At 68.1% G+C, this 25,608-nt stretch carries 26 protein-coding genes and 1 pseudogene; 11 read left to right on the top strand and 16 right to left on the bottom strand.

The features are described from left to right. Positions 1 to 94: 94 nt before the first annotated feature. On the bottom strand, positions 95 to 412 hold the full coding sequence (locus HALRU_RS14550) for a winged helix-turn-helix domain-containing protein (RefSeq protein ID WP_015302149.1): 318 nt from the start codon (positions 410 to 412) through the stop codon (positions 95 to 97). Between the two features lie 195 nt (positions 413 to 607). On the opposite strand from HALRU_RS14550, the gene HALRU_RS14545 reads away from it, so the two are divergent. Then, on the top strand, positions 608 to 835 hold the full coding sequence (locus tag HALRU_RS14545; RefSeq protein WP_015302148.1) for a DUF2249 domain-containing protein: 228 nt from the start codon (positions 608 to 610) through the stop codon (positions 833 to 835). A 164-nt stretch (positions 836 to 999) separates the two neighbouring features. Then, positions 1,000 to 1,701 carry a hypothetical protein gene (locus HALRU_RS14540; protein ID WP_015302147.1) on the top strand — a complete coding sequence of 234 codons (702 nt, stop codon included), beginning with the start codon at positions 1,000 to 1,002 and terminating at the stop codon, positions 1,699 to 1,701. Between the two features lie 47 nt (positions 1,702 to 1,748). Here the strand turns inward: HALRU_RS14540 and HALRU_RS14535 are convergent, their stop codons facing one another. After that, positions 1,749 to 3,086, bottom strand: coding sequence for a hypothetical protein (locus tag HALRU_RS14535; RefSeq protein ID WP_015302146.1), 1,338 nt, complete (start codon positions 3,084 to 3,086; stop codon positions 1,749 to 1,751). Positions 3,087 to 3,173: 87 nt separating this feature from the next. On the opposite strand from HALRU_RS14535, the gene HALRU_RS14530 reads away from it, so the two are divergent. The 3 genes from HALRU_RS14530 (at position 3,174) to HALRU_RS14520 (ending at position 6,551) form a co-directional block, all read left to right on the top strand. After that, positions 3,174 to 3,572: a CGCGG family putative rSAM-modified RiPP protein gene (locus tag HALRU_RS14530; protein WP_015302145.1), complete on the top strand. Its 399-nt coding sequence runs from the start codon at positions 3,174 to 3,176 to the stop codon at positions 3,570 to 3,572. Positions 3,573 to 3,964: 392 nt separating this feature from the next. Continuing rightward, entirely contained in the window at positions 3,965 to 5,209 is a 1,245-nt protein-coding gene (locus HALRU_RS14525; protein WP_015302144.1) for a hypothetical protein, read from the top strand. A gap of 127 nt (positions 5,210 to 5,336) precedes the next feature. Next, positions 5,337 to 6,551: a TIGR04053 family radical SAM/SPASM domain-containing protein gene (locus tag HALRU_RS14520; protein WP_015302143.1), complete on the top strand. Its 1,215-nt coding sequence runs from the start codon at positions 5,337 to 5,339 to the stop codon at positions 6,549 to 6,551. Between the two features lie 153 nt (positions 6,552 to 6,704). On the opposite strand, the gene HALRU_RS14515 is transcribed toward HALRU_RS14520, so the two are convergent. From HALRU_RS14515 to HALRU_RS14500, 4 genes are all read right to left on the bottom strand, one after another. Further along, positions 6,705 to 7,409, bottom strand: coding sequence for a helix-turn-helix domain-containing protein (locus HALRU_RS14515; RefSeq protein ID WP_015302142.1), 705 nt, complete (start codon positions 7,407 to 7,409; stop codon positions 6,705 to 6,707). A gap of 106 nt (positions 7,410 to 7,515) precedes the next feature. Then, the gene (locus HALRU_RS14510; RefSeq protein WP_015302141.1) at positions 7,516 to 8,388 is read right to left on the bottom strand and encodes an ABC transporter permease subunit; all 873 of its coding nucleotides are present in this window, start codon (positions 8,386 to 8,388) and stop codon (positions 7,516 to 7,518) included. Further along, a complete protein-coding gene (locus HALRU_RS14505) occupies positions 8,385 to 9,302 on the bottom strand; it encodes an ABC transporter ATP-binding protein (RefSeq protein WP_015302140.1) in 918 nt (305 codons plus the stop codon). The genes HALRU_RS14510 and HALRU_RS14505 overlap by 4 nt, the downstream gene beginning before the upstream one ends. Positions 9,303 to 9,525: 223 nt before the next feature. Further along, entirely contained in the window at positions 9,526 to 10,413 is an 888-nt protein-coding gene (locus HALRU_RS14500) for a DUF7351 domain-containing protein (RefSeq protein WP_015302139.1), read from the bottom strand. A 270-nt stretch (positions 10,414 to 10,683) separates the two neighbouring features. Here HALRU_RS14500 and HALRU_RS14495 point away from each other — a divergent pair, with 270 nt between their 5' ends. Then, positions 10,684 to 11,295: a nitrous oxide reductase accessory protein NosL gene (locus tag HALRU_RS14495; protein WP_015302138.1), complete on the top strand. Its 612-nt coding sequence runs from the start codon at positions 10,684 to 10,686 to the stop codon at positions 11,293 to 11,295. A 74-nt stretch (positions 11,296 to 11,369) separates the two neighbouring features. Here HALRU_RS14495 and HALRU_RS14490 read toward each other — a convergent pair whose 3' ends face one another. The 4 genes from HALRU_RS14490 to HALRU_RS14475 form a co-directional block, all read right to left on the bottom strand. After that, positions 11,370 to 12,284: an ABC transporter permease gene (locus HALRU_RS14490; protein WP_015302137.1), complete on the bottom strand. Its 915-nt coding sequence runs from the start codon at positions 12,282 to 12,284 to the stop codon at positions 11,370 to 11,372. Further along, positions 12,281 to 13,087, bottom strand: coding sequence for an ABC transporter ATP-binding protein (locus HALRU_RS14485; RefSeq protein ID WP_015302136.1), 807 nt, complete (start codon positions 13,085 to 13,087; stop codon positions 12,281 to 12,283). The genes HALRU_RS14490 and HALRU_RS14485 overlap by 4 nt, the downstream gene beginning before the upstream one ends. Before the next feature lie 13 nt (positions 13,088 to 13,100). Next, entirely contained in the window at positions 13,101 to 15,035 is a 1,935-nt protein-coding gene (locus HALRU_RS14480) for a NosD domain-containing protein (protein WP_015302135.1), read from the bottom strand. Between the two features lie 78 nt (positions 15,036 to 15,113). Then, on the bottom strand, positions 15,114 to 15,806 hold the full coding sequence (locus HALRU_RS14475; RefSeq protein WP_015302134.1) for a LiaF transmembrane domain-containing protein: 693 nt from the start codon (positions 15,804 to 15,806) through the stop codon (positions 15,114 to 15,116). A 101-nt stretch (positions 15,807 to 15,907) separates the two neighbouring features. Between HALRU_RS14475 and HALRU_RS14470 the strand changes: the two genes are divergently transcribed. Beyond that, positions 15,908 to 16,357, top strand: coding sequence for a universal stress protein (locus tag HALRU_RS14470; RefSeq protein WP_015302133.1), 450 nt, complete (start codon positions 15,908 to 15,910; stop codon positions 16,355 to 16,357). Between the two features lie 101 nt (positions 16,358 to 16,458). Here HALRU_RS14470 and HALRU_RS14465 read toward each other — a convergent pair whose 3' ends face one another. The 3 genes from HALRU_RS14465 to HALRU_RS14455 form a co-directional block, all read right to left on the bottom strand. Further along, positions 16,459 to 17,610, bottom strand: coding sequence for an aminotransferase class V-fold PLP-dependent enzyme (locus tag HALRU_RS14465; protein WP_015302132.1), 1,152 nt, complete (start codon positions 17,608 to 17,610; stop codon positions 16,459 to 16,461). Next, positions 17,610 to 19,076: an FAD-dependent oxidoreductase gene (locus HALRU_RS14460; protein ID WP_015302131.1), complete on the bottom strand. Its 1,467-nt coding sequence runs from the start codon at positions 19,074 to 19,076 to the stop codon at positions 17,610 to 17,612. Before HALRU_RS14460 ends, HALRU_RS14465 begins: the two co-directional genes overlap by 1 nt. Before the next feature lie 163 nt (positions 19,077 to 19,239). After that, entirely contained in the window at positions 19,240 to 20,145 is a 906-nt protein-coding gene (locus tag HALRU_RS14455) for a universal stress protein (RefSeq protein WP_015302130.1), read from the bottom strand. Positions 20,146 to 20,279: 134 nt separating this feature from the next. Here HALRU_RS14455 and HALRU_RS14450 point away from each other — a divergent pair, with 134 nt between their 5' ends. Together HALRU_RS14450 and HALRU_RS15800 are read left to right on the top strand one after the other, a co-directional pair. After that, entirely contained in the window at positions 20,280 to 20,762 is a 483-nt protein-coding gene (locus HALRU_RS14450; protein WP_015302129.1) for a universal stress protein, read from the top strand. Between the two features lie 93 nt (positions 20,763 to 20,855). Continuing rightward, the gene (locus tag HALRU_RS15800) at positions 20,856 to 21,089 is read left to right on the top strand and encodes a hypothetical protein (RefSeq protein ID WP_171814996.1); all 234 of its coding nucleotides are present in this window, start codon (positions 20,856 to 20,858) and stop codon (positions 21,087 to 21,089) included. 316 nt (positions 21,090 to 21,405) lie between these two features. Here HALRU_RS15800 and HALRU_RS14440 read toward each other — a convergent pair whose 3' ends face one another. Further along, the gene (locus HALRU_RS14440; RefSeq protein WP_015302128.1) at positions 21,406 to 21,903 is read right to left on the bottom strand and encodes a VanZ family protein; all 498 of its coding nucleotides are present in this window, start codon (positions 21,901 to 21,903) and stop codon (positions 21,406 to 21,408) included. Positions 21,904 to 22,271: 368 nt separating this feature from the next. On the opposite strand from HALRU_RS14440, the gene HALRU_RS14435 reads away from it, so the two are divergent. Beyond that, positions 22,272 to 23,525 carry an MgtC/SapB family protein gene (locus HALRU_RS14435; RefSeq protein ID WP_015302127.1) on the top strand — a complete coding sequence of 418 codons (1,254 nt, stop codon included), beginning with the start codon at positions 22,272 to 22,274 and terminating at the stop codon, positions 23,523 to 23,525. 12 nt (positions 23,526 to 23,537) lie between these two features. On the opposite strand, the gene HALRU_RS14430 is transcribed toward HALRU_RS14435, so the two are convergent. Beyond that, on the bottom strand, positions 23,538 to 24,023 hold the full coding sequence (locus HALRU_RS14430) for a DUF2267 domain-containing protein (protein ID WP_015302126.1): 486 nt from the start codon (positions 24,021 to 24,023) through the stop codon (positions 23,538 to 23,540). A gap of 188 nt (positions 24,024 to 24,211) precedes the next feature. Between HALRU_RS14430 and HALRU_RS16195 the strand changes: the two are divergent. After that, a pseudogene (locus HALRU_RS16195) lies at positions 24,212 to 24,574 on the top strand (Hsp20/alpha crystallin family protein); the annotation flags it as partial. 312 nt (positions 24,575 to 24,886) lie between these two features. On the opposite strand, the gene deoC reads toward HALRU_RS16195, so the two are convergent. Then, the gene (gene deoC / locus HALRU_RS14420) at positions 24,887 to 25,558 is read right to left on the bottom strand and encodes a deoxyribose-phosphate aldolase (protein WP_148680553.1); all 672 of its coding nucleotides are present in this window, start codon (positions 25,556 to 25,558) and stop codon (positions 24,887 to 24,889) included. Positions 25,559 to 25,608 lie beyond the last annotated feature (50 nt).

Raw genomic sequence — 25,608 nt, 5'->3', positions numbered from 1 at the left:
AGTTACGTCTCTCTACTCATATGACACTTCTCGCCGCTTCCCGCTACACACCGTGACCGTTTCCCCGATCGACGGAGCCACCGTCTCGATCTCGCTACCGCCGCTCTGTCTCTCCACCGTCTGCCGCGAGCTGGGCGGCTCGAAGGTCGTCGACACCGATCGAGATCTCGTCGAACGTCGTGGCGTACCTGACGGTCTGGCGGAAATCGGCTCGGATCGCGACGCGGCGTTCGACGAGGCCGGCACGCTGGAGTCGCTCGAGTTTTCGGTACACTGTCGAGGAAGAGACGTCACATCGCTTCGCGAGCGTGGCGGCGGTCGCCGGCTCGCCGAGCGCTTCGAGGATTGCCCGACAGGTCGAGTCGTCGAGCGCCGACACCGTCGCCCGCAGCCGATCGTCGCCGGTCATCATCCACCCGAAAAATGGCGGGTGGGCGGACAACCGTGTCGCCGAACCCGTTCGGCTCGCGGTGAATTGTCGCCTCTGCGCGCGTCGTCCGTCGGCGTCCCCGGTCTCGAGGCCGTCGTCGGTGGTGGCCATCCGGACGACTTCGAGGCGAATATGATCGGCGGAAGGGCCACCCCGCCGGACACCGGACGAACAGCTATGGCGACAGTTCAGGCCGACCGCACGCTCGACGCCCGCGAGATCGACGGTGAACCGTTTTCCGATATCACCGCGGAACTCGATGCACTCGACCCCGGCGAGACGTTCCTCCTGATCAATCACTTCGAGCCGAAGCCGCTGTACGCGGTCCTCTCGAAACGCGGGTTCGACCACGAGACCACACAGGTCGCCGACGACGAGTGGCACGTCGAGATCACCCACGCCTGAGCGGTGTCGTTCTCGGTACGGAACCGTCTCCGGCGGAGAGCCACTCTCTGTCGACGCGTTTCGAACCCATGCACGCGTCCAGCGGACACTCGCGCTCGACTGCGGTGCCGGCCGCGAACATGTTCGTCACCACCGGTAGCAGGCTTCGGCCCGTCCGTCTCCGTATGGCTGGATTTGCCAATCCGTTCGCCAGGGGCGACGACGGTGGCCTCTTCGACGACTACGACGAGTTCGTCCCGGACACCATCCCCCAACCAGGGCCCTTTCTGGCGGGACTATCCGTGCTGACCGGCGACGATCACCTCGCCTTCCACCGACTCACGCGTGAACTCTTCGAGGAGCGGGGGGTCTACGACATGACGTTCAACTACAACCTCGCCCGGCTGAACCTCGATACGCGCCACTCCGACGCCGGCTATCGCTACGCTCGGGAGCGACTGGACGCGGCCGCGTTCGTCGACGCTGCGGGGGAGTCGTCCGAGGCCGACGACTCGCACCGCCTCGACGACTCGTTCCCGGCTGGCGACCTGTCCGTCCTTCGCGCGGAGTTCACGCCGACGACGCCGTTCTGCCCGCAGTGTCACACGCTCGCCATCGGCTCGTTTCGGGCGTGGAACGGGCTCGCCGATCGCCACGAGTACGATCTCGTCCGCGTGCGAGCCCACCCGATGCATCACAAGAGCGAGTCGATCAACGAGGAACTCGCCGCGATGGAGGCGGCGTATCTGGAGACGGGCGACGCGTCGGTGCGCGTCGAGGCCGGCGACGCAGCCGGTGGTGACGGGGCGGCGCCCGGCGACGCGGCCATGGACGGGATGTACGACCAGCCGACCGATCGTCCGCAAGACGTCGACGCACCGTTCTGAGCCGGTCCTGGCGCCCGGTCCCTCCCTCCCTCCCTCTCTCTTGTCGTTCAACTCTCCGCAACGTCGCTCGCCAGTCGGCCGAACAGGATCCGGCCAAGGCCGTCGGGGCTGTGGCGGTACAGCACCAGGCCCATGTTCGCGACGAAGAGCGCGGCGCCGACGCCGACGGCGATCCCGCCTGCGGTCGCAACACCCTCCGGCAGGGTAAGGAAATCGCTCGCGACGAGTGCGGCGGTCCCGCCGAAGAGAGAACTGGCGTCTGCGGCGGCGAGGCGGTCGTCGTAGAGGTCGTCGATCATGGGGACGGGTTCCAGTCCGAGCCGGTCGCTGTAGCGTTCGACCCAGACGATGAACGGGACGACGTGGTAGAGCGTCCCGAGGACGACGAAGCCGACGAGGCCGAACGCGAGCAGGTGGACGCTTCCCGGCGCGCCGTAGCGCGTCGTGTACGTGAGCGGGTCGTCGATCCACGCGGGAATCGCGAGGAGCGCCCAGGCGAGCATGGCGCCGGCGACGACGGCGTAGCGGGTGAGCATCGGCGTCCACGCGACCTGCGTCTCGACGAGGCGGCGAGCGAGCAAGACGCCGTAGGCGCCCACGGCGACGGCGACGGCCAGTCCACCGACGCGGGCCAGCGGCGCGTGTTCGAACAGCCGGCCACCGGCGAGCGCGAGCACGCCGACCGGATAGGCTACCGTCTCGAATCGGCGGATCCAGTGATCGACGCCGTGGAGATCCGTCTGGGTGAACATCGTCCCCAGCTGGTAGAGCGCGCCGAGGACGGTCGTGAGGACGGCGCCGAAGATCGCGAGCGTGACGTGGGCGTCGATCACGCTCGTTCGAGTGACCGGCAAGTCGACGAAGACGGGTCGCGTGAAGTCGACCGCCAGCGCGAGACCTAAGGTCGTGAGCGCGAGGAAGAAGCCGAGAGCGAGTGCGAAGTGGCGTTCCGTGACGTCCCACGGTTGGACGGTGAGGAGCGTTCGCCCGGTGTTGTACGCGAAGACCCAGAATCCGGCCAGCATGAGCGTCCCGCCGACGGGGAGCAGGGCCAGCCGTTCGGTGAGCAGCGCCGTGGCGAAGGCGACGAGGCCCGCGGCGACCAGCGGGAGTTGCGCCGCGGCGAGCCGTCGGGAGTGAAGCGTCGCGTTCGACCAGACGGGGACGAACTGGACCATCGCGCCCATGATCGTTACGCAGACCCAGCCGACCAGCAGCAGGTGAACGTGCGCGAGCGTCCCAGTCCAGGGAATGCGGTCGAGTCCCGTCGCGGCGCCGACGAGCGCGCCGGCGAGCAGGAAGCCGAAGCCGACGACGAAGTGCCGGATCGGGATCGCGAGCGGCGGTCCCCCGTCGGTGTCGACCTCCCCGAGTATCGCGGCCATACACGACCTTGTGGCGCCGCGTCCCTCCCTCTCTTCGCGAACACGTTCGGGAACACGAGGAGGGACGCAGGTCGCGTAGCTGATCGTATGAGCAACGCCCAGCAACGAGCGAGCGGGACCGGAACGCGGACGACCGACGACGGGTCTGGCGAAGCGGTCGACGATGGACCCGACGACGCGGCCGGCGAGGACCGCGAACCGATCACCAGACGCGTCCACGAGAACTCGTGGTCGGCCAACCTCGAAGAACCGCGCCACGCCGAAGACCCCGATCTCGTCGTCGCGGAGGCGATCGACGCCGTCGAGGCGACGGCGGCGGGCTACCACGTCAACCTCGTCACGCACGCCGATCACGGTCACCCTGAGGACTACCTCTGGCCGGAACTGTCGACGTACGACGACGCGGCCGAGACGCCGTCGCTCGAGTGGCGCTACGTCGATCAGTGCGGATGCGGTGGGCACGTGACCCGCGTGCAGGTGTCCTGACCGGCAAGTCGTCGGTACACGACGGGTCGACGGTACGCCGCCGGGGCGACCGAACGGAGTCGCCAGCGCGAACCGCTGGGCCGGTGTTCACGGTACCGTGAACGTACTTCACGCACCCGACCGGCGTAACGCGACCCAACGCCGTTGGCACCGCGACTAACGCTTTCGTACAGTCGCTAACTCGCGCCGTTCGAGTGGGATTCGACCACTGTTTTCGCCACACGGTGCCCAATCGTGTGACTCTCGTCCCGTCCCGACACTGGCTGTGTCCCATCGGCTCCAGTTTCCCGCCGCGATTGCGATCTCACGGCTCGATGTCCCGGCACTGCGTGCCTGTCCGGCCAATCGGACGGTAACTATAGCGGTCGATATGGCGGTCTCAGCCGCACACGATGACAGATCGTGATTCCACCCGGCCACCGGGTACCGATTCCGATGACTCACCCAGTTCGGGCACCGACGAGCGACGACCAGCCCGCGACGATCCACCGGCGACGGACACCGACCAGTCCGCCGGCGACGACGGCAGTGCGAACCAGGACGCAGACGGGGACGTCAAGCGCCGGACGTACCTGCAGGCGATCGGCGCGGCTGGTGCGGCCGGTGCGATCGGTGCCGGAGCCGGCCTGAGCGGCCTGGGCGCCCAGACGGTGAACGCCCAGGCGGACCCGAACGGGACCGTCCTCGCGACGTTCTGCGGGACGTTCTCCGGCGGGCCGCAGGTTCAGCAGTGTATCGCCTGCGTCGAAGCCGCATGTCCAGAAGATGAGGTCAACCCACTGTACCCGCTCTTTACGGGCCTGACCGGTTCGTGTTTCACGCCGGCTAGTATCCCAGACGGCGCCGAGTGGGTGACACTCAAAGCCGGGCAGAACTGCTATCTCGCCCCCGTCGAAGACAACACCACGTTCTGCCTCCCACCGGGCGCCCCCGACATCTCCAACGCGACGTTCTACACGTGCGACGGCGACGACCCCCAGCCCGCAGTGATCGACTACACGGTGACCTGCGAGGAGATCGTCGTCACGACGGACAACATCGACGATGGGACGACGCTGACAGCGGAGGTGACGTTCCTCGACGGTGAGGGCACGGAGAGCACCGTGACGTTCCAGGCGACCGTGCAGGACGACACGGCGACGTTCGACCTCCCGGGCAACCTCAACCCGACGAATCTCGTCCTCCTCCTCGACGATCTCGTCCTCGACGACCAGCCCGTCGTCGCCGAGGACGCGCCGTGCACACCCGAACCGCCGGTATTCGACGGGGTCGACGTGACCTGCGACGCCATCACCGTCTCGACGACGAATGTCCCCGAGGGCGGGGTACTCTCCATTACGGTCTCCTTCACCAACGGACTCGTCGAAACGTACAACGTGCCGGTCGATGCCGATGGCGTCGCCGTCGTTCCGCTCCCCGGCGACGTCGATCCGTCGTACCTGACGGTCGTCTACGACGGGGAGACGCTGTTCGATATGGAGGTCCAGGCGACCGACGCGCCGTGTGCGGAACCGACGCCGCCCGAACCGCCGGAACCACCCGAGCCGAAACCGCCGAAGAAGGAGATTCGCAAGAAGATGATGCGACACAAGCGCAAGTACGAGATGTACAAGAAGATGCTCGAGAAGTCGGACTGAGCCCGGATCAGGTACAGTCCGGATCCACCGACACATCTGTTTCGCCGCCCGAACCAGTTCGCCCGTCTTCCAGCGAACTGGGACGGGCCACCTCGATATAGGCCGGTGGCGTGTCGATCTCGTTCTAATGCCCACCGGATCGCTGGACACGGCCGATCGCCCGCTCGTGCTCATCTGGGAACTGACCCAGGCCTGTGACCTGGCGTGTGAGCACTGCCGGGCCGAAGCTGACCCGACGCGCCATCCCGACGAGCTCTCCACCGCCGAGGGGAAGGCGTTACTCGACGACGCGGCCGCCTTCGGTGAAGGCCAGCTCGTCGTCCTCTCCGGTGGTGACCCGCTCGTCCGTGACGACGTGACCGACCTCGTCGCCTACGGCACGGATCGGGGCCTCCGCATGACGATCACGCCGAGCGGGACGACCTCGCTCACCGCGGACGCCATCGGCGACCTGGCCGATGCCGGGTTGCGCCGGATGGCGGTCAGTCTCGACGGCGCCTCGCCCGAGCGCCACGACGCATTCCGCGGCGAAGCGGGCAGCTTCGCGGAGACCATCCGGGCCGCCGAAGACGCGCGTGAGGCCGGCGTCCCGCTGCAGATCAACACCACCGTCTGCGCCCAGACCGTGACCGATCTCCCGGCGATCCGCGACGTCGTCCGGGAACTGGACGCGGTCATGTGGAGCGTCTTCTTCCTCGTCCCCGTGGGACGGGGCCGCGTGCTGGATCCCATCTCGCCCGAGCGCGCCGAGGCGGTCATGGAGTGGCTCCACGCGGTCAGTCAGGAGGAGTCGTTCGGCCTCAAGACGACCGAAGCGCCGATGTACCGTCGCGTCGTGGCTCAGCACGGGCGGGACGCGGCCGGAAATGGGGGAGCTGCCGGCGGACGGACTACCGCGGACGGCGAGCGCGATAGTGACGACTGCGACCGTACCGAACGCGACCGTGACGATCGTAGCCGAGGATCCGGCGGCGGTCCGCCCGCCGGCGTCTCCCGCCGCACCGGCATCGTCGCCGGCGACGGCTTCTGCTTCGTCAGTCACACCGGCGAGGTCTATCCGTCGGGCTTCCTCCCCGAATCCGCTGGCAACGTCCGGGAGACGCCCGTCACCGAACTCTACCGCGAGAGCGACCTGTTCCGCTCGCTTCGCGATCGCGACCGCTACAGGGGCAAGTGTGGCGCCTGCGAGTTTCGCGCGCTCTGTGGCGGCAGTCGCTCGCGAGCGTACGCGACGACGGGCGACCCCCTCGCGAGCGACCCGCTCTGTCCGTACGTCCCCGCGGGATACGACGGGCCGTTACCGTGGGACGAGGGTGGGACAGCATCGTCGGCGAGCGACTGAGTTTCCCCCGGTTGACGCCTCCTCCGTTCTCGGTGTCTGGGTGCTTGCGATCGGCAGCATAAGACGGGTCGGCAGCGTATTCGACAGGGTCCGCCCCACAGTTACCGTCGGAGCCATCTCCGGCGGCCGCCGTCGTCGTCACTCGCGTCCTCGTCAGTCGTCGAGAATCGCCCGTAGCAGTTTCGACTGGGCGGCGGCGAGGTGTTCGGCGAACGTCGAGCCGCTGATCAGCAGTTCCTCGGCCACCTCTCCCGCGTTCGCGCCCTTCGGATACTCGAAGTAACCCATCTCGTGGGCCGTCTCGACGACCTGGCGCTGTCTGTCGGTGAGGCGGGCCCGATCGACCAGGACGGGATCGCTCCCACCGCTCCCGTCGCTCTCGGTCAGTTCCTGCAGGCTGACGCCGCCGAACTGGGCGTTGAGGTCGGTGATCGTCTCCGAGAGGGCGTCGACGTCCGGCGCGTTCACCGTGACGTGCAGGGCGCCATCTCGCGCACGCAGCGACGAGACCGGGTTCCCGCCGTGTTCGACGACTTCGCAGACGCAGGACGTCGACCAGTCACGCTCGAACCGGTACGTCCGCTCCGAATCGGTCGCCGCGACCGTCTGCAAGGAGACGTCGTGACCCCGTTCGCGGGTGTGTTCGTCAGATTCTGGGTTCCCGGGGGTGTCCGTCTCACCGGTGCCGGCGAGCGAACCGTCCGGGTCCTGGACGGTGAACTCTTCGACGACCGTCTCCGCGTCGCGCGTCGACGACCGTGAGATCGAGTCGACCGGTGCGTCGAGTTCGTCCGCCGCGACCGCGACCGGACAGCCGCCCGGGTCGTCGACGACGATCGTGGCCTGGTACCCCGTCATATCCGGCTAGTCGGCATCCGCGGGTTTAACGGGTGATCACCGTTCCCAGGGCCGTAGAACGTGGCGAACGTGTTCGGGCCGGGTATCTCCCGGCCAGGTGGTGCGGCTAGAGGTCGGCGGCGTCGAACCGGACGTAGCCGACGACGAGCGGGAGGACTAGCCAGCAGGCGAGGACGACGAATCCGATCTCCGGGGACGCGAAGAACGGTTCTCCGCCGGCGGCACTCGCCTCGGTGCCGGCCTGTGCGGGTTCGGCGTTCGCCCGCGAGGCGAGGTCGGGCAACAGGGCGACGATACTCGAGAAGTACGCGGCCGAGGGCGGGATCTGTGACACCGTGAAGGCCCACTCCGGCATCGTCGCGGGGTTCGGCATCGAGAAGCCACCGGCGACGTAGAGGATTCCCAGGACGACGGCGTCCCACAGCAGTTCGAAGACGACGAAGAAGCCGAGCGCGAGCGTCGTCGCCCGGCTCGTCGACCCCGTCGTCGCGGAGAGCCCGACGACGATCGTGGCGTAGACGGCGACGAACGCGAGCGTCACGAGCAGGAACGTGATCGCGGCGACGACGTCGAGTGCGCCGAGCATCACCGCTCCGAACCCGAGACCGACGATCAGCCCGACGCCGAGACCGAATCCGAGGACTGCAGCCCTGCCGAGCACCTTGCCCGCGAACACGTCGGCCCGCGTGGTGGGCAGCGAGCACAGCAGCTTGATGCTCCCGAGTTCGCGCTCGCCAGCGACGGACTTGTAACAGACGACGATGGCGGCGATGGGGACGAACAGGCTGGCGATTCCGGCGGTGAAAAAGAGGAGGCCGCCGAACGTCGCGCCGTCCGGTTCGCCGAACAGTTCCGGCGCCTCGACGTACGCGAAGGAAGAGAGGACCGAGACGATCACGAAGACGGCCACGAGCGCCCACAGCGCTCGCGACTGGACGGCGTCCCGGAAGTCCTTCTTCGCGACGGTGAGCCAGGTCACGCGTCCACCTCCTGGGTCTCGGTCGTGTAGCGGACGAAGAGGTCCTCGAGCGACGATTCGATCACCGAGAAGTCCTGGACGGCGGCGATCTCGTCGACGGACTCGAGGACGGCGAACTTCGAGTCGCCTGCGATCGTGAGGCGGAGCTGGCCGTCGTCGATCGCGGCCGACCCGACGCCGTCGAGACCGGCGACCGCCTCGCGAACACCCTCGTCGAGTTCGGCGACCGAGACGTACAGCGTCTCCCCGGTTTCGGTCGCGTCGCGCAGTCCGTCGATGGTGTCGACGGCGACGAGTTCACCGCGGTCGATGATTGCCACGCGGTCACAGACCGCTTCGACTTGCTCCATGATGTGACTCGAGAAGAATATCGTCGTCCCGCGGGCGTTCTCCTCCCGGATGATCTCGCGCATCTCGCGGGCACCGTTGGGATCGAGCCCGGTCGAGGGCTCGTCGAGGACGAGCAGGTCGGGATCGCCGACCAGGGCCATCGCGAGGATCAGTCGCTGGCGCATCCCTTTCGAGTAGCCGCCGGCCTTCCGGTCCGCCGCGTCGGCGACGTTGACCCGATCGAGCAGTGCCACCGGGTCTTCCTCGACGCCCTTCATCTCCAGGGCGAACTCGACGTGCTGGCGGCCGGTGAGTCGATCGTAGACGTGGTAGGCGTCGGGGAGGACGCCGGTTCGCTGGCGGACGGCGCGCCCCTCGGACTGGGCGTCGTGGCCCAGGACGGTTACCGTCCCCGACGTGGGCCGGATGAAGTCCAGCAGGATGTCGATCGTCGTCGACTTCCCGGCGCCGTTCGGGCCGAGGAAGCCGAAGATCTCGCCCTCCTCGACGACGAGGTCGAGGTCGGAGACGGCGACGACGTCGCCGAATCGCTTCGTCAGCCCTCTGGTTTCAATCGCTGCCATCTCTCTCCCTCCCGGAGCCTGTCGCTCGAATCGCCGGTGTTGTGGGTTGCACGGCGTCTAGTGGGAACCCCGCTCCGATAAGTATTGTTACTGAGTCAACATATTGACAACGAGGCAACTCAAACGTTCTTGAGTGCGACCCGTCAGTCCGGTCGGTACCGGCCCCGGTCGGGGCCGTAACCGCGCCGTCGGCGACGTTCGCGGGCCGGGCTTCCCGATGCGGCTACGCGACCGTGACCGCGAGCGAGTCGTCGAGTCGAAGGTGCAGCGAGTCGCCGCCGAACGCGAGTTCGAACCGGACGTTTACCGGGTCGAGTGAGTCGACGTCCGCGGTGACCGCACCGCTGACGATCCATTCGAAGAACTCCCAGAGGGGTACGTCCCACAGCGAGATCCCGTTCTCCCAGCAGTGGGAGATGGCTGCCGGATGAACTACGGCGGCCACTTCGACGGGAAGCGAGAACGTGAAACCACACTCACGACACGTGCTCGCGAGGACGGCCGCGGATTCGCCGCTACGGTCGAGCGACTCGACCGTCGCGTCGACGCGTCCGTGACACTCCGGACAGACGGCTGCACGCGACTCGACGACCGAACTCCAGATTCGGTGGCCGAAACTGTCGACGATCTCGGCCGGCGTTCGGCCGCGCGACTGGCTCTGTGGGAAGAGGTCCGTGACCAGAGTCGACGCGCACTGGTCGCAGCGGACGAGAAAGTGTTCGTCCTCGAGCGTCGCGACGAGCGACGCCGACTCGCAGAAGACGCAGACACCATCGATGGCCCTGGCCTCGAACGCGGGAGTACTCTCGTACTCGCCCGAACGGATCGCTCGAACGATCTTGTTCGCACTGTAGGTGAGTCGATAGCCGTCGTCGGTCTCACTGAGGAACGGCCCGACGAGTCGGTCCAGGTGATAGGCGAACTGCGAACTGCTGTCGAGGTCGACGGCGTCGTACAGTTCGCTGAACGTCAGCGTCGCCCGGGCTCCGTCCGATCGTTCCCCCGCCTCGGCGAGGGCGAGTAGCACTTCGAGTCGTCGTCTGTTCCCGAGTACGCCGATCGCGTCGATGACCGTCTCGTCGCTTCCCTCGATTGCGTCGTCCAGAGTCATCGCTTCGTCCGTCCCCAGTTGCCCGACCGAGTTACGCCTTCGTGTTCGGCTGCCTGCGTCGGCAGCCACGCGATCGTCGATCGATAGCTCGTCTACGGGGTGATCGTCGTTCGCGAGCGCGCTCGCCGGTCGCGTTCCAGGGCCGAGGAACGCATTTTGAGATCTCGATATCGGCCTCTTCGCGGCGAACGCACCTGAGAGGGACGGTTCCCTCGATGCGGGAACGAAACCCACCCTCTATTGGCCGGGGTAGTGTATTCCTCTCCAGTTATGTGTACACGCGACTCGCCGTCGTCTGGCGATGCCCGGCCCCGACGCGCCGTGCTCACCGGCGCGGCCGTTGTCGGCCTCTCGGCCCTCGCCGGCTGTCTCGACGGTTCGGATGGAGACGCCGACGCACCCGATCCGATCACGATCGAACCGGATCGCGCCTGCGACAACTGCACGATGCGAATCGGCGATTACAGCGGGACGGCCGGCCAGTCTTTCTACGACGACCCAGAAGCCGTCCTCGGACCCGGTGACGACACGGATCGTCCGGCCCAGTTCTGCAGCGCCCGCTGTACGTACACTTTCACGTTCGACAACGAGGCCGAGGCGGAGCCGGTGGTGAGCTACTTGACCGATTACTCGGCCGTCGACTGGTCGGTCGACACCGGCGGCGCGGCGCCAACGATGAGTCGACACCTCGATGCCGACGCGTTCGCACCGGCCGCCGACCTTACGCTCGTGGTCGACAGCGACGTCGAAGGAGCGATGGGGCGGTCGGTGCTGGGCTTTTCGAACGCCGACGACGCCGAGTCGTTCCAGGCCGAGCACGGCGGCGAACTGTACGACCACGAGGACGTCTCGCCCACACTGATCCAGTCGTTGATGGGCTAGGCGTCGCCCATCGATGAGATAGCCGTACACCCTGTTTTGCGGATTGTCAGCTCCGATCAATGAGCTGGCCGCCGCTATCGCCCGACGCTCCAGCTCGCGATCGCCAGCGAGCCGACGAGCCAGGCGACGAGCCCGACGAGACTGGCGAGTGGTGAGGCCGCCTGCGGGCCGGTTCCGGCTGCGGTCGTGATGACGGTCTCGAAGACCAGTCCACGATAGGCGCTCAACGGACTCACCGCGAGCGTGTCGACGAGCGCGGCGTCCGGGATCACGCCCTCCACGAGGCCGAGGACGAGCGCGAGATCGAGCCCGACCAGCAGCCCGATCAGCGCGACGATGGCGAGTGCGAGCGCGCTCCGGGCGCCGTTCGCGAGCGCCGAGAGGGCGATGGCGACCGCGAGGACGACCAGCGCGAACGCGGCCGTGAGGACGACGAAGCGAGCGAACAGGATCGGCGAGTCGACCCCACGCTGGGTCGCGTAGATCGCGGCCGGCTCCTCCTGGGAGACGGCGACGGCCGCACCGGCGAGGGTGAGGGAGCCACCGACCGCGACCAGGAGGCCGACGGCACGGCCCGCGTAGACGCCGAGCACGTGCTCCCAGGCGGTGACCGGGTACGTCTCGAGTACGTCGAGTTCGCCCCGTTCCGCGTCGCTCACGATGGCACGGTAGCCGAACGCGACGGCGACGACGGGGACGAGCGCTTCGAGCGGCGTCAGGAGGTCGGCGACGGTCGGCACGTATCCCGCCGTCGCACTGCCAGTGAGCGTGAGCCCGAGCAGCACCGCCGCGAGTGCCACGGCGAGGACGACGTACGTCCGGGTTCGGGCGACGGTACGGACCTCGCGGCCGACGACGCGTCCGATGCGGCCGAGCGACCCTGGAACGCGTGATTCGTCGGCAGTGGCCCGGTTCGCAGTCGGCTGATCGGTCGACGGTGTCGTTCCAGTGTCCCCCACCCCTTTGGCGTCCGCGCCCTCGGCCGTCATGCCGTCTCACCCCGAACACGTACCCGGGAGTGGTCACCCGAGACCGCCGCCTCGTAGACGTCGAGCAACGAGTCGACGTCGAAGCGATCCGCGAGGGTCGTCGGGTGACCGCTGGCGGCGACGCCGCCGTCGGCCAGGACGGCGACGACGTCGGCCGACCGCTCGACCAGTTCCATGTCGTGGGACGTGACGAGGACCGCCGTGCCGTCGGCGGCGATCTCGCGGGCGACGTCGTAGATCCGGCGGCTCATCCCCGGATCGAGGCCGGAGCCGGGTTCGTCGAGGACGACGACGGGCGGATCGCCGATGGTCGCCTGGGCGATCCCGGCCAGCCGCGTCATCCCACCCGAGAGCGCCTCGACCCGTCTGTCGGCGGCGTCACCGAGGCCGACGCGGTCGAGGCGTGCCAGGACGTCAGCCCGGGACTCGCCGACCAGCGACCCGTAGAACGAGAGCGTTTCGGCGACGGTAAAGCCCGGTCTGAACGCCGGTTGCTGGGGCAGGTAGCCGATCTCGCGTGGCACGTCAGGGCCGTGGTAGTGCACGGCGCCGGCCGTCGGTTCCTCCAGTCCGGCCAGCGTCCGGAGGAGGGTCGTCTTCCCCGTCCCGTTCGGCCCGATCAGGGCCGTCACCGTGGCGGCGTCGACGGAGAGCGAGAGGTTCGAGAGGATCTCGACGTCACCGTAGGCGAACGAGAGCGACTCGGCTTCGAGGATCGGTGGGCGAGCCCGGTCGGTTCGCCGTTCGCCATCGCTGGCGTTCGGAGCGGGCTGTCGTGGCGTATCTGATGTGTTTCCTTTCATGTGTGGCTCGTCGTCACGGTTCCGGAACCGTCGCTCCGTCACACGCGACGGCCTCGTCGGCCCACGCGGTCCGGGCGAGCAGGTCGGGATTGTTCGGCGTACAGCTCGGCGCGGGATCCGTGATGGACCCCGAGCGCATACCGGAGACGGATCGTTCCAGCCCGGCGAGCGCGTCGAGAGCCGGCGCGCGGGCGAGCGTGGCGGCCCCCGGCGTCGTGTGGAGTCGTCGATCGACCGGATCCGTCGGCGAGTACGCCCGACCCGGCGGCGTGCCGTCGGCCGGACTCGTCGCGCCCTGCCAGAAGTTACCGTCGCCGTCGTCGGCCCAGACGCGGAGCGGGCCGTGCCCGGCGGTCGCGTGCCGGTCGTTGGCGACGAAGTCGTTGGCGGTCACGCGGTTCGTCGGAAGCACGGCTCCCGCGTGGGCGCCGACCTCGTTGCCGGCGAGGACGTTCCGTTCGTATAGCGACCCCTCGGCCAGGATCCGGAGACCGAGGTCACTGTCGGTGACGGTGTTTCGAGCGACGTAGGACTGGGTGCCGCCGACGGAGATCCCGACCCCGGCATCGGTCACGTCGTTTCCGACCACCGCCGTTCCCGTCGGGCCGGTCATGACGTAGATGGCCGCCTCCGTGACGTTTCGGACCTGGTTGTCCGCGAGCAGTGCGTCGTTCGTGTGCATCAGGTGGAGTCCGAGGACGCTGTCACGAATTTCGGAATCCCGGAGGACCAGCCCGTCGGACTCGTCCAGATAGATCGTGTCGCGCCCGCCGACGAACGTCGAGTGTTCGACGACGGCCGGCGAGTAAAACGCCAGCAGGCCGGCGTAGGGGTCCTCGGCGTCGGGTGCCTCGGTGACAGTGACGTTTTTCACGACGGCGTCCGGGCTCTCTCGCAGGATGACGCCGTTCGCCCGGGTTTCGATGGAGACGTTCACGATCGAGGTGCCGTCGGCGACGTGGGCGCTGATGCCCGCGTCGGCCCCGCCGTAGTAGGTCAGCGAGCGGTCGTCCGGGTGATCGCCCTCGTCGCCGGGGACCGACTCCGCGCCGTGTGCGCGGGTTCCGGTACCCGTGACGTGGACGTTCCGGACCCCGACCTCGGGTGCGGTGATCGTCACGACGGAGCCGTTCCCGTCGCCGCGGATCGTCACCGCACCGTCGCCGGCGAGCGTGATCGGCCGATCGATCGTGAGCGTCTCGTCGTAGGTTCCCGCGGGGATGCGGACGGTGGTGTTCGGTGGGGCCTGCTCGATCGCCGACTGGATGGTGGCCGCGTCCTCGCCGACGACGACCGACACCGGGCGATCGTCGTGTGCGGCCGCGTCCGCGACGGTTTCGTTCGCCGCGGCCGCCTGTCTGGAGACGCGCTCGCGGGCTGCATCGGCGTCGCCGCGTTCGAACTGCCGGTCGGTCAGCTGGGCCCAGGACTCGACCGTCCCGCCGGCGGAGTCGGTGAAACGCTCGGCATCGGCCCGGTCGTCGAACGAGAGGATGGTTTCGCCGCCCGGCGTTCGCGCCTCGCTGTCGACGACGTACCACGCCGCGTCGGCCGGGATCCACGCGGGATCGCGTTCGACGACCGGGTAGCCCTCTTCGGAGAGCTCGACACCAGTTCCACCGTAATCGGTGACGTAGGTGGCCAGCGGATAGCCAAAGCGCGCCTGGTGGCCCGCCTGGCGCTGGGTCGCGAGGTAGGTGTCGACGCCCCAGTAGCCGACGACGTACTCGTACTGCGAGTAAAAGGTCTGGACGCGCGGTAGCGAGACGTTCGGCCGGTCGAGCAGTTCGTACTGCTCTTCTAACGTGAGTCCGACGGTGACGGTGTCGTCGAAGGCCGCGGGTTCGGGCGACTCGGCGCCGGTTTCGACGCTGAAGAGCACCCCGATCCCGACCGCCGCGAGCACGACGACTGCAACGAGCGCCACCACCCCGACCCGTTCGTTCACGCGCGTTCGTTCGATCGCCGGGCAAAAAGATAGTCCGGTCCGTTCCCGCCCGCCGGGAGTCAGGCGATCGGCTGTCGCTCAGTCCGAGACGGAGACGCCGCCGAAGGCGACGAAGCCGGTCACCACGAGGTCGACGCCATCGTTGGGATCCGTGCTCCTGGGCCGCTCGTCGGTAGCCGCGCCCAGTACGGGCAGGACATCCATCCGCACGTTCCACTCGCGGGGGACGATGACGTCCACGCCGCCGAAGAGGGCGACGGCGTTGATCCGCCCTGGCCGCTCGTCGATCGCAGCGTCGCGAAGGTCGAGCTCAGCACCGCCGAACGCGGCGGTCAGGTCCGCGCCTGCGAAGTGTTTCGAGGTGTTTCGCTTTTCGACGCCCCCGAACGCGGCGAACGCCGAGGTGAACGAATCGTCGACGTCGAGCACGGTCGACCGGTACTGCCCGAGCACGATCGACAGGCCGAACGCGATCAGTAGCAGCGGCCAGAGGTCGACGACCTGCTCGACGGTGACGTACCCGAGGGCGACGAGCTGCCACCCGCTCGCGACGCCGATCAGCACCAGGGGGCCGACGAAGTTGCGGAAGCCACTGGTGACGAGCGCCCAGACGCCGACGAGGATGAACAATGCCGGGACGAACTGCAGGAGGCTTCGTGTGGGCGCGAGCCCGGTCGTTTCGAGGAGGAGTATGACGCCGATCAGGACCACGAGGGCCCCGAGGAGGAACTGGCTCGTCGGGAGTCGTCGGGACGACGGTTCAATAGACATGGTGTTGACACGCTTCCTGGGGCGATAAACCTCATCCCCTGTTCCAGCGGGCCGAGAGTCCCACCCAGTCATATTTGGTCGTCCGTCGTAGGGACCCCGGTATGCACGAGACGATTCTGGTCACGACGGACCTGAGTTCGGGCGTCGACAACGCCGTCGAGTACGCCATCGACGCGGCGGCCGCGTCCGACGCGACGCTGCACGTGCTGTACGTCATCGACGCCGAGGCCTACAGCTCGTATCCGGGTGACGAGTACGTCCACGAGTTCGAGGGCCTGGAACACGCACTCGAACAGGCCGGCCGGGAGGCCGTCGAGTCGATCACCGAGCGAGCGGAGGCGGCCGGCGTCGAGACCGAGACGGTCCTGCGTCACGGCGTCCCCCACGAGGAGATCCTCGCCTACGCCGACGAGGCCGACGTCGACCTCACGGTCGTCGGGTCGAAGGCTCGTTCGGGCGAGTACCGCCGCCTGCTCGGCAGCGTCGCCGAGCGTGTCACCTCGATGGCCGAGCGGCCCGTCACGGTCGTCAAGACGCCGGTCGAGGACTGAGTGGCTCCGGGTGCTGTCGTCCCCCGCTCGCGGACGATTTTCCGCACCACGCCGCCACGCCACCGGGCGAACCGCCCGTTCGAAAGCGGCTCGAACCGTTCTCAGAGAATTCGCTCCAGCGCGTCCAGCAGGTCGTCGACCTCGTCCGCAGTGTTGACGGCGTGGACGGAGGCGCGGATGGAATCGGGAGCCGGGAGTGGGCGGACGACGATGCCGTGCTCGCGGACCCGCTCGGTGGCGGCCTCCGGATCGTCGACGGCGATCGTCACCAGGCCGGATTCGGGTTCGGCAGGGCTCAACAGCCGGTCGTCCGGAACGCTGTCGGCGAGTCGGCTCGCCAGTCGCTGGATCTCCGACTCGATCCGCTCGACGCCGATCGACTCGGCCGTCTCGATGGCCGTCCGGAGCGCGACGTGCGGGGCCGGGTTGATGGTCCCGATCTCGAATCGCGGGGCGCCGGGTTCCAGTTCGTAGCGCTCGGCGGTCGCCTCGACGACGCCGCGGTACCCGATCGGGCCGGGAACCAGCCGGTCGGCGACGGACTCGTCGACGTAGAGGAAGCCGCTTCCCCAGGTCCCGAGCAGCCACTTGTGGCCGGCCGCGGCGACCGCGTCGGCGCCCCAGTCGGTGACGTCGAGGGGCGCCTGGCCCGGCCACTGGACCGCGTCGACGAGGACGAGCGCGCCCGCGTCGTGAGCGATGTCGACCAGTTCGCTGACCGGGAGGCGGGTCCCGTAGTTCCAGGTGAGTGCGCTGAAGGCGACGAGTTTTGCGCCCCGTACGGCCTCGCGGTAGGCGTCGAGATCGAGCCGGCCGCGGTCGCTCTCGACGACGCGCACCTCGGCCCCGCGCTCGCGTTCCAACCGCTCCCAGGGGAGGATGCCGGCGGGGTGCTCCATGTCGGTCCGGACGATCGCGTCGCCCGGTTCCCACTCGAGGGCACAGGCGACGCGGTTGATCGCGTCCGTCGTGCTCTGGGTGAGCGCGATCTCGGTCGTCTCGGCGCCGACGAAGTCGGCGACCGTCTCGCGGACGTCGTCGTAGGTCTCGAACGCCGCGGGGTACATTCCCTCGCCGCTCGGTGCGTCGAACTCGTGGTACTCGAGGAAGGCCTCGGCGGCTTCGACGATCGGGCGCGGACTCGGCCCGCTGGCGCCGAAGTTCATGTAGGTCACGTCCTCGAACGCGGGGATCGTCTCCCGGAGCGCCGCCGCGGACGTCGGTGGTTCCGGCGTCTCGATTCGATCCGTCATCAGTCGTCCTCCATGCGTCCGCGGAGGACCTTCGCCGCCGTCAAGATTGGGTCCCAGACCGGGCTGAAGGGCGGTGCGTACGCCAGGTCGGTGTTCTGCAGTTCCGCGACGGTAAACTCGCCCGTGATCGCGGTCGCGACCGTGTCGATGCGTTTGACGCCATCGCGACCCACCACGCTCGCGCCGAGGACACGCGCCGAGTCCGCGTCGGCGACGAGCGTCACGGTGAGTTTCGCCCCGCCGGGGTAGTAGTGCGGCCGCGTCGGCGCGTCGATCGTGACGGAGACGGGGTCGAAGCCGGCCTCTCGGGCGACCTCCTCGTCGATGAGCCCCGTCCGGGCGGCGCCCAGGTCGAACGCCTTGACGATGGCCGTTCCGGCGGTGCCGCCGGTCTGCGTCGGGTCGCCACCGACCGTCGCGCCGATGGCCCGACCGGCCCGGTTGGCCGTCAGCGCCAGCGGGACGTGGTCTGGCTCGCCCGTGACGACGTTGTCCGCTTCGGCGCAGTCGCCGGCCGCGTAGACGTGTTCGAGCGTGGAGCCGTCTGCGGCGTCGAACGTGCGGCCGTAGTCGTCGGTCGCGATCGCGCCGGTCGGCCCGAGCTCGATGCCCGCCTCCTCGGCGAGGGCGGTGTTCGGGGCGACGCCGACGCCCACGATCACGAGGTCCGCCGCGGCGGTCGCGCCGTGGTCATCCCCGTCGGCCTCCGCTTCGCCACCGTCGTCGGTCGTGCTGTCGTCACTGTCGTCGGTCTCGGCCCCATCACCGTCGTCGATCTCGTACCGCACAGACTCGACGCTGTCGTCGCCGACGAAGCCCTGCACGGCGGTCTCGAGGTGGAGCTCCACCCCCTGCTCGCGCAGGTGGTCTTCGACGGCGCGAGCGGTCTCCTCGCCGAACGGCTGGAGGGTCCGGGGGAGCATCTCGTACATCGAGACGTCGAGGCCGCGGGCGTCGAGCGCTTCGGCCATCTCGACGCCGACGTAGCCGCCGCCGACGATGGCGGCCGTCTCCGGGTCGTGTTCGGCGACGTACGACTCGATCGCGTCGGCCTCGTCCATGTCGTGGATCGTGAAGACGCCCGTCAGGTCGAGGCCGTCGAACGGCGGCTCGATCGCGCTCGCGCCGGTGCCGATCAACAGGTCGCCGTAGGCCTGCTCGAACGTCTCCCCGTCGTCGGGCTCGACCGTGACCGACCCCGCGTCGGTGTCGATCCCGACGACCTCGTGGCCGGTCCGGAGGTCGACGTCACGCTCCTCGCGGAACGCCTCGGCCGTCACGGCGACGAGATCGTCGAGTTCCTCGACCTCGCCTTTGACGTAGTACGGCATCCCACAGGCCGCGTAGGAGACCCACTCGCCCTTCTCGAAGACGATCACCTCGCGATCCGGATCCTCGCGTTTGGCCTTGCTTGCCGCACTCATGCCGGCTGCGTCTCCGCCGATAACGACGAACAGGTCCTTCATACCGCCCGCTACGGCACCGATCGATAAAGTATTTTGGAATTAGTACAATACTGTTCCACCGGTCGGCCCGGGAGACGGCGCCGCACGCGAACCCGCACCGATCGGCCGCCGCGCCGCGAGATGGTGCGACGATACCAACAACGCCGCCCCTCGTCACCGCCGGCTAGCGGTTCGGCAGCGGGACACAGAAGAGCGGCACCGCGGCGTTTCGCACCACGTTTTCCGTGGTACTTCCGAGGAGGTGTTGCCCGAGGCCCGAGCGACCGTGCGTTCCCATGACGACGAGGTCGATGTCGTGTTCGTCGAGGTACGCGAGGATCACGTCCACTGCCGGCCCGCTCGCGACCGTCCCCGTGACGCTACAGCCCCGGTCACGTGCCCGATTCCGGACCACCCCGAGGGCGTCCTGCCCTTCTCGCTCTAGGTGCGAGAGGACGTCTTGCGGGTCGGACGCAGATACCAGCCGACTGGTATCGACCGAAAACAGCGCATGAACCATGGCGTCCAGGCGGTCGGCGACGCCGATTCCCCAGTCGACGGCGGCCGCGGCACCCTTGCTTCCGTCCGTCGGTAGCAAGATGTCCGCGACGCCGTCGGTCGTGAGCGACCCGTCGCGGGCCGCGGGCGGGATCGCTAGGACCGGGACGGACACCGTGCGAAGCACGGTTTCGGTGACGCTCCCGAGCACGACGTGGTCGAGTCCCGTCAGCCCCTTCGTCCCCATGGCGATCGCGTCGACGTCGGCCGATTCGGTGTACGCCACGATTTCGTCGACGACCGATCCGCGCTCGACCGCCGTCGTCACCGAGAGGTCGGGATCCAGTTCCGCGGCCATCCGTTCGACGGTTTCGACGGCTTCCTCGGCCGCCGCGACCAGCTCCGAGCGGGCGGACTCGGCGTCGTCGTCAGCGACCGCGCTACCGATCCAGCTCTCGTCGACGACCGCCAGCACGTGGACGGCCGCGCCCGCGGTAGCGGCCAGTTCGAGTCCGCGGGCCGCGCCGACACGTGCGCCGACGCTCCCATCGGTCGGTATCAGTATCGTCTCGATCGATGCGCGGGGCGTCATCAGGTGCACGTTCGACGGCTGGCGGGTTAGAAGTGGGCCTAACGTGTCGGATGGCTGGCTGTTCTCCCGTTCCTGACGGTCCCGCGACGCGGTCGCCCCCCGCAGTTATTGGACGGAGTGTGGTTACGGCTGGTATGACGTTCGTCGTCCCGTTCGATGGATCGGACCTCGCGGAAGCCGCGCTCGTCAGGGCCGTCGAGTACGGGGCCGCGCTCGACGTTGCTGTCACCGCCGTCACGGTAGTTCCCGAACGCACGCGGTACGCGCGCGAGAAAAGCTGGATCGGCCGGGACGAGAACTACGACCCCGGTCGCGTGGTCGAGTCGCTCCGCGGGCGCGTCGAAACCCTGGCGCCGGAGGCGTCGTTCGATTTCGAGCGCATCCGCGAGTTCCCGCCTGAGGCCGAGATCGCCGAGCACATCGGGGCGCTGGCGTTGGAACACGACCCGGCCGTCGTCTTCCTCGGCAGCGACAACGTCGGTCGCGTCGTGACGCCGCTGGCGAGCGTCGGCGTCCACGTCGCCGCGGAGGACGACTACGATGTGTTCATCGTCCGCCGGCCAAGCCCACCCCGAATCGACGCTGTCGAGCGCCACGACGCGTTCTACGACGCGTAGGAACCCGCGTAGCGCGGTCCGGTCGCGGGACGGTCACTTGCCCGGTCCGTCGCAGGTCTCCGACCAACCCCGACGGATCGGCCCGTCCGCCGCGTGGCGTCAAGCTGCGGGGACTCACTCCGACATCTACCGGCCGGTGGGCGATTCCAGCTCCAGTTCGTAACGGTCGAGGTCGATCGCCTCGGGATCCTGGTCGAAGACGTACAGCCGGGGAACGACTCGTTCATCGCCGTCGCGTCGAACGCCACCCGTTCGGACTCGTCGAGCTTCCGCAAGGGTCCGCGGGCGAGCACGCTTCAGCTGGCCGTTCCCGAGCCGTCGCTGTAGAGACAGAGGGTGGCGGCGCTCGTCGACTCGACGTAGTCCATCTTCGTGCTCGATCCGTCCTCCGGTAGCCGGATGCACAGCGACCGACCGTCGTTCCGATACCCCCTGGGATCGCGTACGCGGACCCGCCGCCAGCGAGCGCCAGTACCCCGATCTCGTGTGCCGCGAGCCGTCGTTCGATTGCCTCGGTGTCTATCCCGACCGTGTACCCGTACTCGATGTCGTCCATTCGTGTACGTACGGCGACGACGCGCTTGAAACGCGTGCCGCCCGTCGGCCAGATCGGACCCGCAACCGGGAACGTCCCGGCTCGCGTTTACCCGCGCCGGTTCGCCTCGCGACGCCTCGGACACCGAGGGAGCTCTCGGTCGCGCCGCGCGTCGACAGCCGATCGAGCGGATTCCTGTCCGTTGGATCCGCGCTCGCCGCCGCCGATGCGCGAGTCTGCGGTGGCGAATCGCCACAGGACGCCACCACAGGCCCCGAGGATTCCGGCGACGACGTCCGCTCGTTCGTGGGCCCGTCCCGGAACGTACCGCTGGAGACGGCCGGTCCAGACTGCGATCGCGGCGGAACTACAGACCGACACGATCCCGGCCGGGGCGAAATCCAGTCCCTCGTCGGTAAGCGCGTCCGTGAGCAGCACTGCGAAGGCCGCATATCCGAGGAAGTGAAGGACCTTGTCCGGTCCGAACCGCTCGAATTCCGGGCGGCGCCGGAACGGGAGGGGGAAGAGCGATCCGCAAACGAGGATCAGCGTCACGAGGCCGATGGCGGACCACTGCGTCCGGGCGAGACGATAGAAACGCGTCATACGCTGTCCATCGGCCGGGGGATAGTTGATACTCTGGGCTCTTTTTCACTGCATGGATCGGGTTCCCCGCGATCCAACCCCGTGCTCCCCGTCGCTGATCGGATCAGTTGCTACAACCTCGTCCCTTCCGGGCGACGGCGGAGCCACGGCGGTCGACGATTCCGATCTGCACGCGGTGCACCGGCGGGGGACGTTTAGGGTGTCGGCGGTGTACTGGGCCGTATGCCTGGCCGATCAAACGCGGCGTCCTGCGGACCGATTACAGCTGGGACGGGTGTCTCTCCAGGTCGTGGGCGGTGCGTTTCAGCGGCGAGTTCGCTGGCACACCTCGGTGAGGGCCTGCTGCCGACCGGACGCTCGAATCACCGATGCTAGATGCTCTCGCCGTGCCGGACTTGCTGATCCGGGTGCTCGTCGCGATAGCCACGGGCGGGCTGATCGGTCTGGAACGCGAGCGGCTCCCGAGGCGGAAGTACGCGGGACTGCGGACGATGGCGTTTCTCTGCGGGGCCGGCCCGATCGTGGTTTACGTCGGCGACCGGGCGGGCCAGGCGGCCGTCGTCGGCGTCTACCTGGCCCTAGCCGCTGTCATCGCCGTCCTCGTCGCGTACATTCGATTCTCGCTGGACCACGCCAATGTCGGCCTCACCACATCTGTCACCGTCTTCATCGTCGCGCTCCTCGGCCTCCTCGTCGGGTACGGCGCGTTCTTCGAGTCCACGTCCATCGCTATCCTGCTGGTCGCGCTCCTGGCGGAGCGAGATCGGCTACACCGATACGTCGGGGCCATCTCCGATCACGAACTCCTCGACTCGCTCAAACTCGCGGCCCTGGTGTTCATCCTGTACCCCGTGCTTCCGGCCGAACCCGTCGACCCGTACGGCGTCGTCTCTCTCCGGGAAGTGCTGCTGTTTACGATTTTCGTGCTTGCGATCCAGTTCGCGTCCTACGTCTCGATGCGCCAGTTCGGCGGCTCGCGGGGGCTAGCCCTCACCGGCCTCCTCGCCGGCGGAGCGAACTCGTTCGCGGCGGCCGGCGTCCTCGCCCGGTTCGCGACGCAGTCCGCGGATGCGGACGACGCGGCATCGGCGGCGGTGTTGCTGGCCACCACGACGATGATCGTCAGGAACGTCGGGATCGCCGTCGTCCTCGCGGTCGGGATGCTCAGAACCCTCTGGCTGCCGACGGTCGCGATGGTGACCGTCGCGCTCGCGCTCGCCGGTTACCGGTGGTGCTTCGGCGACATCAGGGACGACTTCGACATCGACTTCGGTTCCCCGCTCTCGCTGGCCGCGGCGGCCAAGTTCGCCGTCGCCTACGTCGCCATCCTGCTCGTCTCCGTCCTCTCGCAGGAATTCCTCAGCGATTTCGGTCTGTACGCGACGGCCTTCGCCGGCGGACTCGTCTCTTCGGCCGCCGTCTCGGTGACCGCCGCGACGGTGCTGACCGGCGGGTCGGTCGGCGTCGACCGCGTCGCGGGCATGGTCCTGCTGGGCATCGTCGCGAGCGTGACCTCGAAAATCGCGCTGATCGAGTTCGTCAGTAGTCGTCTCCGGTCGAAGATCGCCGGCCCGCTGGCGGCCGTCGCCGCGGTTGGTATCCTCGCCTTCGTGGCGCTGTGACTCGGCTTCGGATCACTCCTCTTCGACCGGCGCCTGGTCTTCCGGGCCCGTCCCGCCGGTATCGCCGCGTCCGGCGGTCTCGTCCCAGCCGCCGGCGTCGACGATTTCGAAGAGCTTCCGCCAGTTCTGGTCGTGCTGGCTCTCGGGGAGCTGGTCGCGAAGCTGCCGGAAGTCCGAAGCGGGCACGATTTCGGCCACCAGGTCGACGATGACACGGGCGTGGTAGACGGCCTCGGCGTCCTCGACGCCCTCGCCCTCGATCTCGCTGACGCGGGAGAGGTACTCGCTCCAGTCGAAGCGCTGGCCGTGGTCGGCGACGGCGCCGGTCATGTACCACTTGATCTCGAGGGGCAGGTTCGCCGCGAGATCCTCGGCGTTCCCCGCAGGGATCCGCTGTCCGAGGGGCATGAGGGTCGCCCGGATGGCCCGGACGGTCCGACCGGTGTCCGGGAACTCGAGTCGGTGCTGGACCTCGCCGGTGAACTCGTCGAAGTTCATACGAGAATCAGCGACGACCAGCATCGTCAATCCCGGTGACTCTTCCCGGCGTGTGGAACAGTTACGCGGGCTGTCTGGTCGAATTCGCCACCGTGCGGGCGGGTCTCCCGTCGACGGACCAGTGGTGTGTAAACGTATTACAAACTGGGTCGGTGGAGTCCCTGCCGGGACATCGTCCCGGATACGTCATGCGCACGGATTCGAATCCGTTCAGGGCGCTCGAGGAACAGTTCGAACACATGCGACGACAGTTCGAGGAACTGGTCGACCGGTGGAACGGCCAGGATTTCGGCGAGGCGTGGGAGATGCGCTCGACGACCGGCATGGGAATCGATCTGGCAGACCGCGAGGACCAGTTCGTCCTGACGGCGGACGTCTCGGGGTTCGATCGCGAGGACATCGACGTTCGCCTCGCGGACCGGACGATCCACGTCACCGCCGAACGCGAACGGGAGGAGCGGGATGACGAGGAGCAGTACCTCCGGAGCGAGCGCACCCACCGGACAATTCGACGGTCGGTCCGATTGCCGGTCGAGGTCGACGAGGACGCCGTCGAGGCCACGTGCCGAAACGGCGTCCTGACGGTCACCCTCCCGAAGACTGAACCGACCGACCTCGACGGGGACGTCACAGCCGTCCACCAGGAGTCGATGTCGAGAACTCTGCGTGACGGCGCTCGTCGCCCTCGAAGACGCCGACACCGACGAAACCGTCGCGAACCGCCCGGGAAATTCATGCGGCGACCGGATCGTTGGGCGAGGTCGCGCCCGTCGACGAGGCGTCTGTACCGGTGGACGTCGACTCCAAGCGGGCGGGCCAGTCGCCGACGTTCGACGTCGAAGTGCTCGAGATCGAGTAGGTGCCTACTCGATCGAGTCGACGATGTCGACGCCCGACGACGCGCCGAGATGAGTTGCCCCCGCCTCGACCATCTCCAGGGCCGCTTCGAAGTCGCTGATCCCGCCTGAGGCCTTGACACCCGTCTCGTCGGAGACCGACTCCCGGATGGCACGGACTTCCGCCGGATTCGTCGCCCCGTCGTAGCCGACGGCCGTCTTGACGATGTCGGCGCCGCCCCGCTCGACCAGTTCCGCCGCACGGCGGATCTCCGCCGCCGACAGTGCCGGCGACTCGATGATGCACTTCAACGGCTTTCCCCCGACCGCGTCGTTGACGGCCGCGACGTCCTCGACGACGGTTTCGTGATCGTCGGTGGCGAACGCTGTTCGGTTCATCACCATGTCGAATTCGTCGGCGTACTCCTGCAACGCCTCGACCTCGGCGCGTTTCGCCGCCGGGTTCTGGATCCCGTACGGAAAGCCGACGACGACCACGACGTTCGCGTGATCGCCGAGCAGTTCGTCGGCCAACCTCGCGTGGTACGGTACCACGACTGCCGATCGGAAGTCGTACTCGCGAACCTCCGCACAGAGCTCGCGGATCTCGGCGTCGGTCGCGGCCGGATCGACGTTCGTGTGCTCAATGAGCGAGGTGATGCGTTCCGGATCGTCCCGGAGGTCCTCAATCAGTGCCATGCGAGGTGCTACGACCGTCTGCCACATACGTTCATCGGCAGAACTGCCGT

This window comes from Halovivax ruber XH-70 (genome assembly GCF_000328525.1).
GTDB lineage: Archaea > Halobacteriota > Halobacteria > Halobacteriales > Natrialbaceae > Halovivax > Halovivax ruber.
This window is presented reverse-complemented; position numbering and strand designations above follow the sequence as displayed.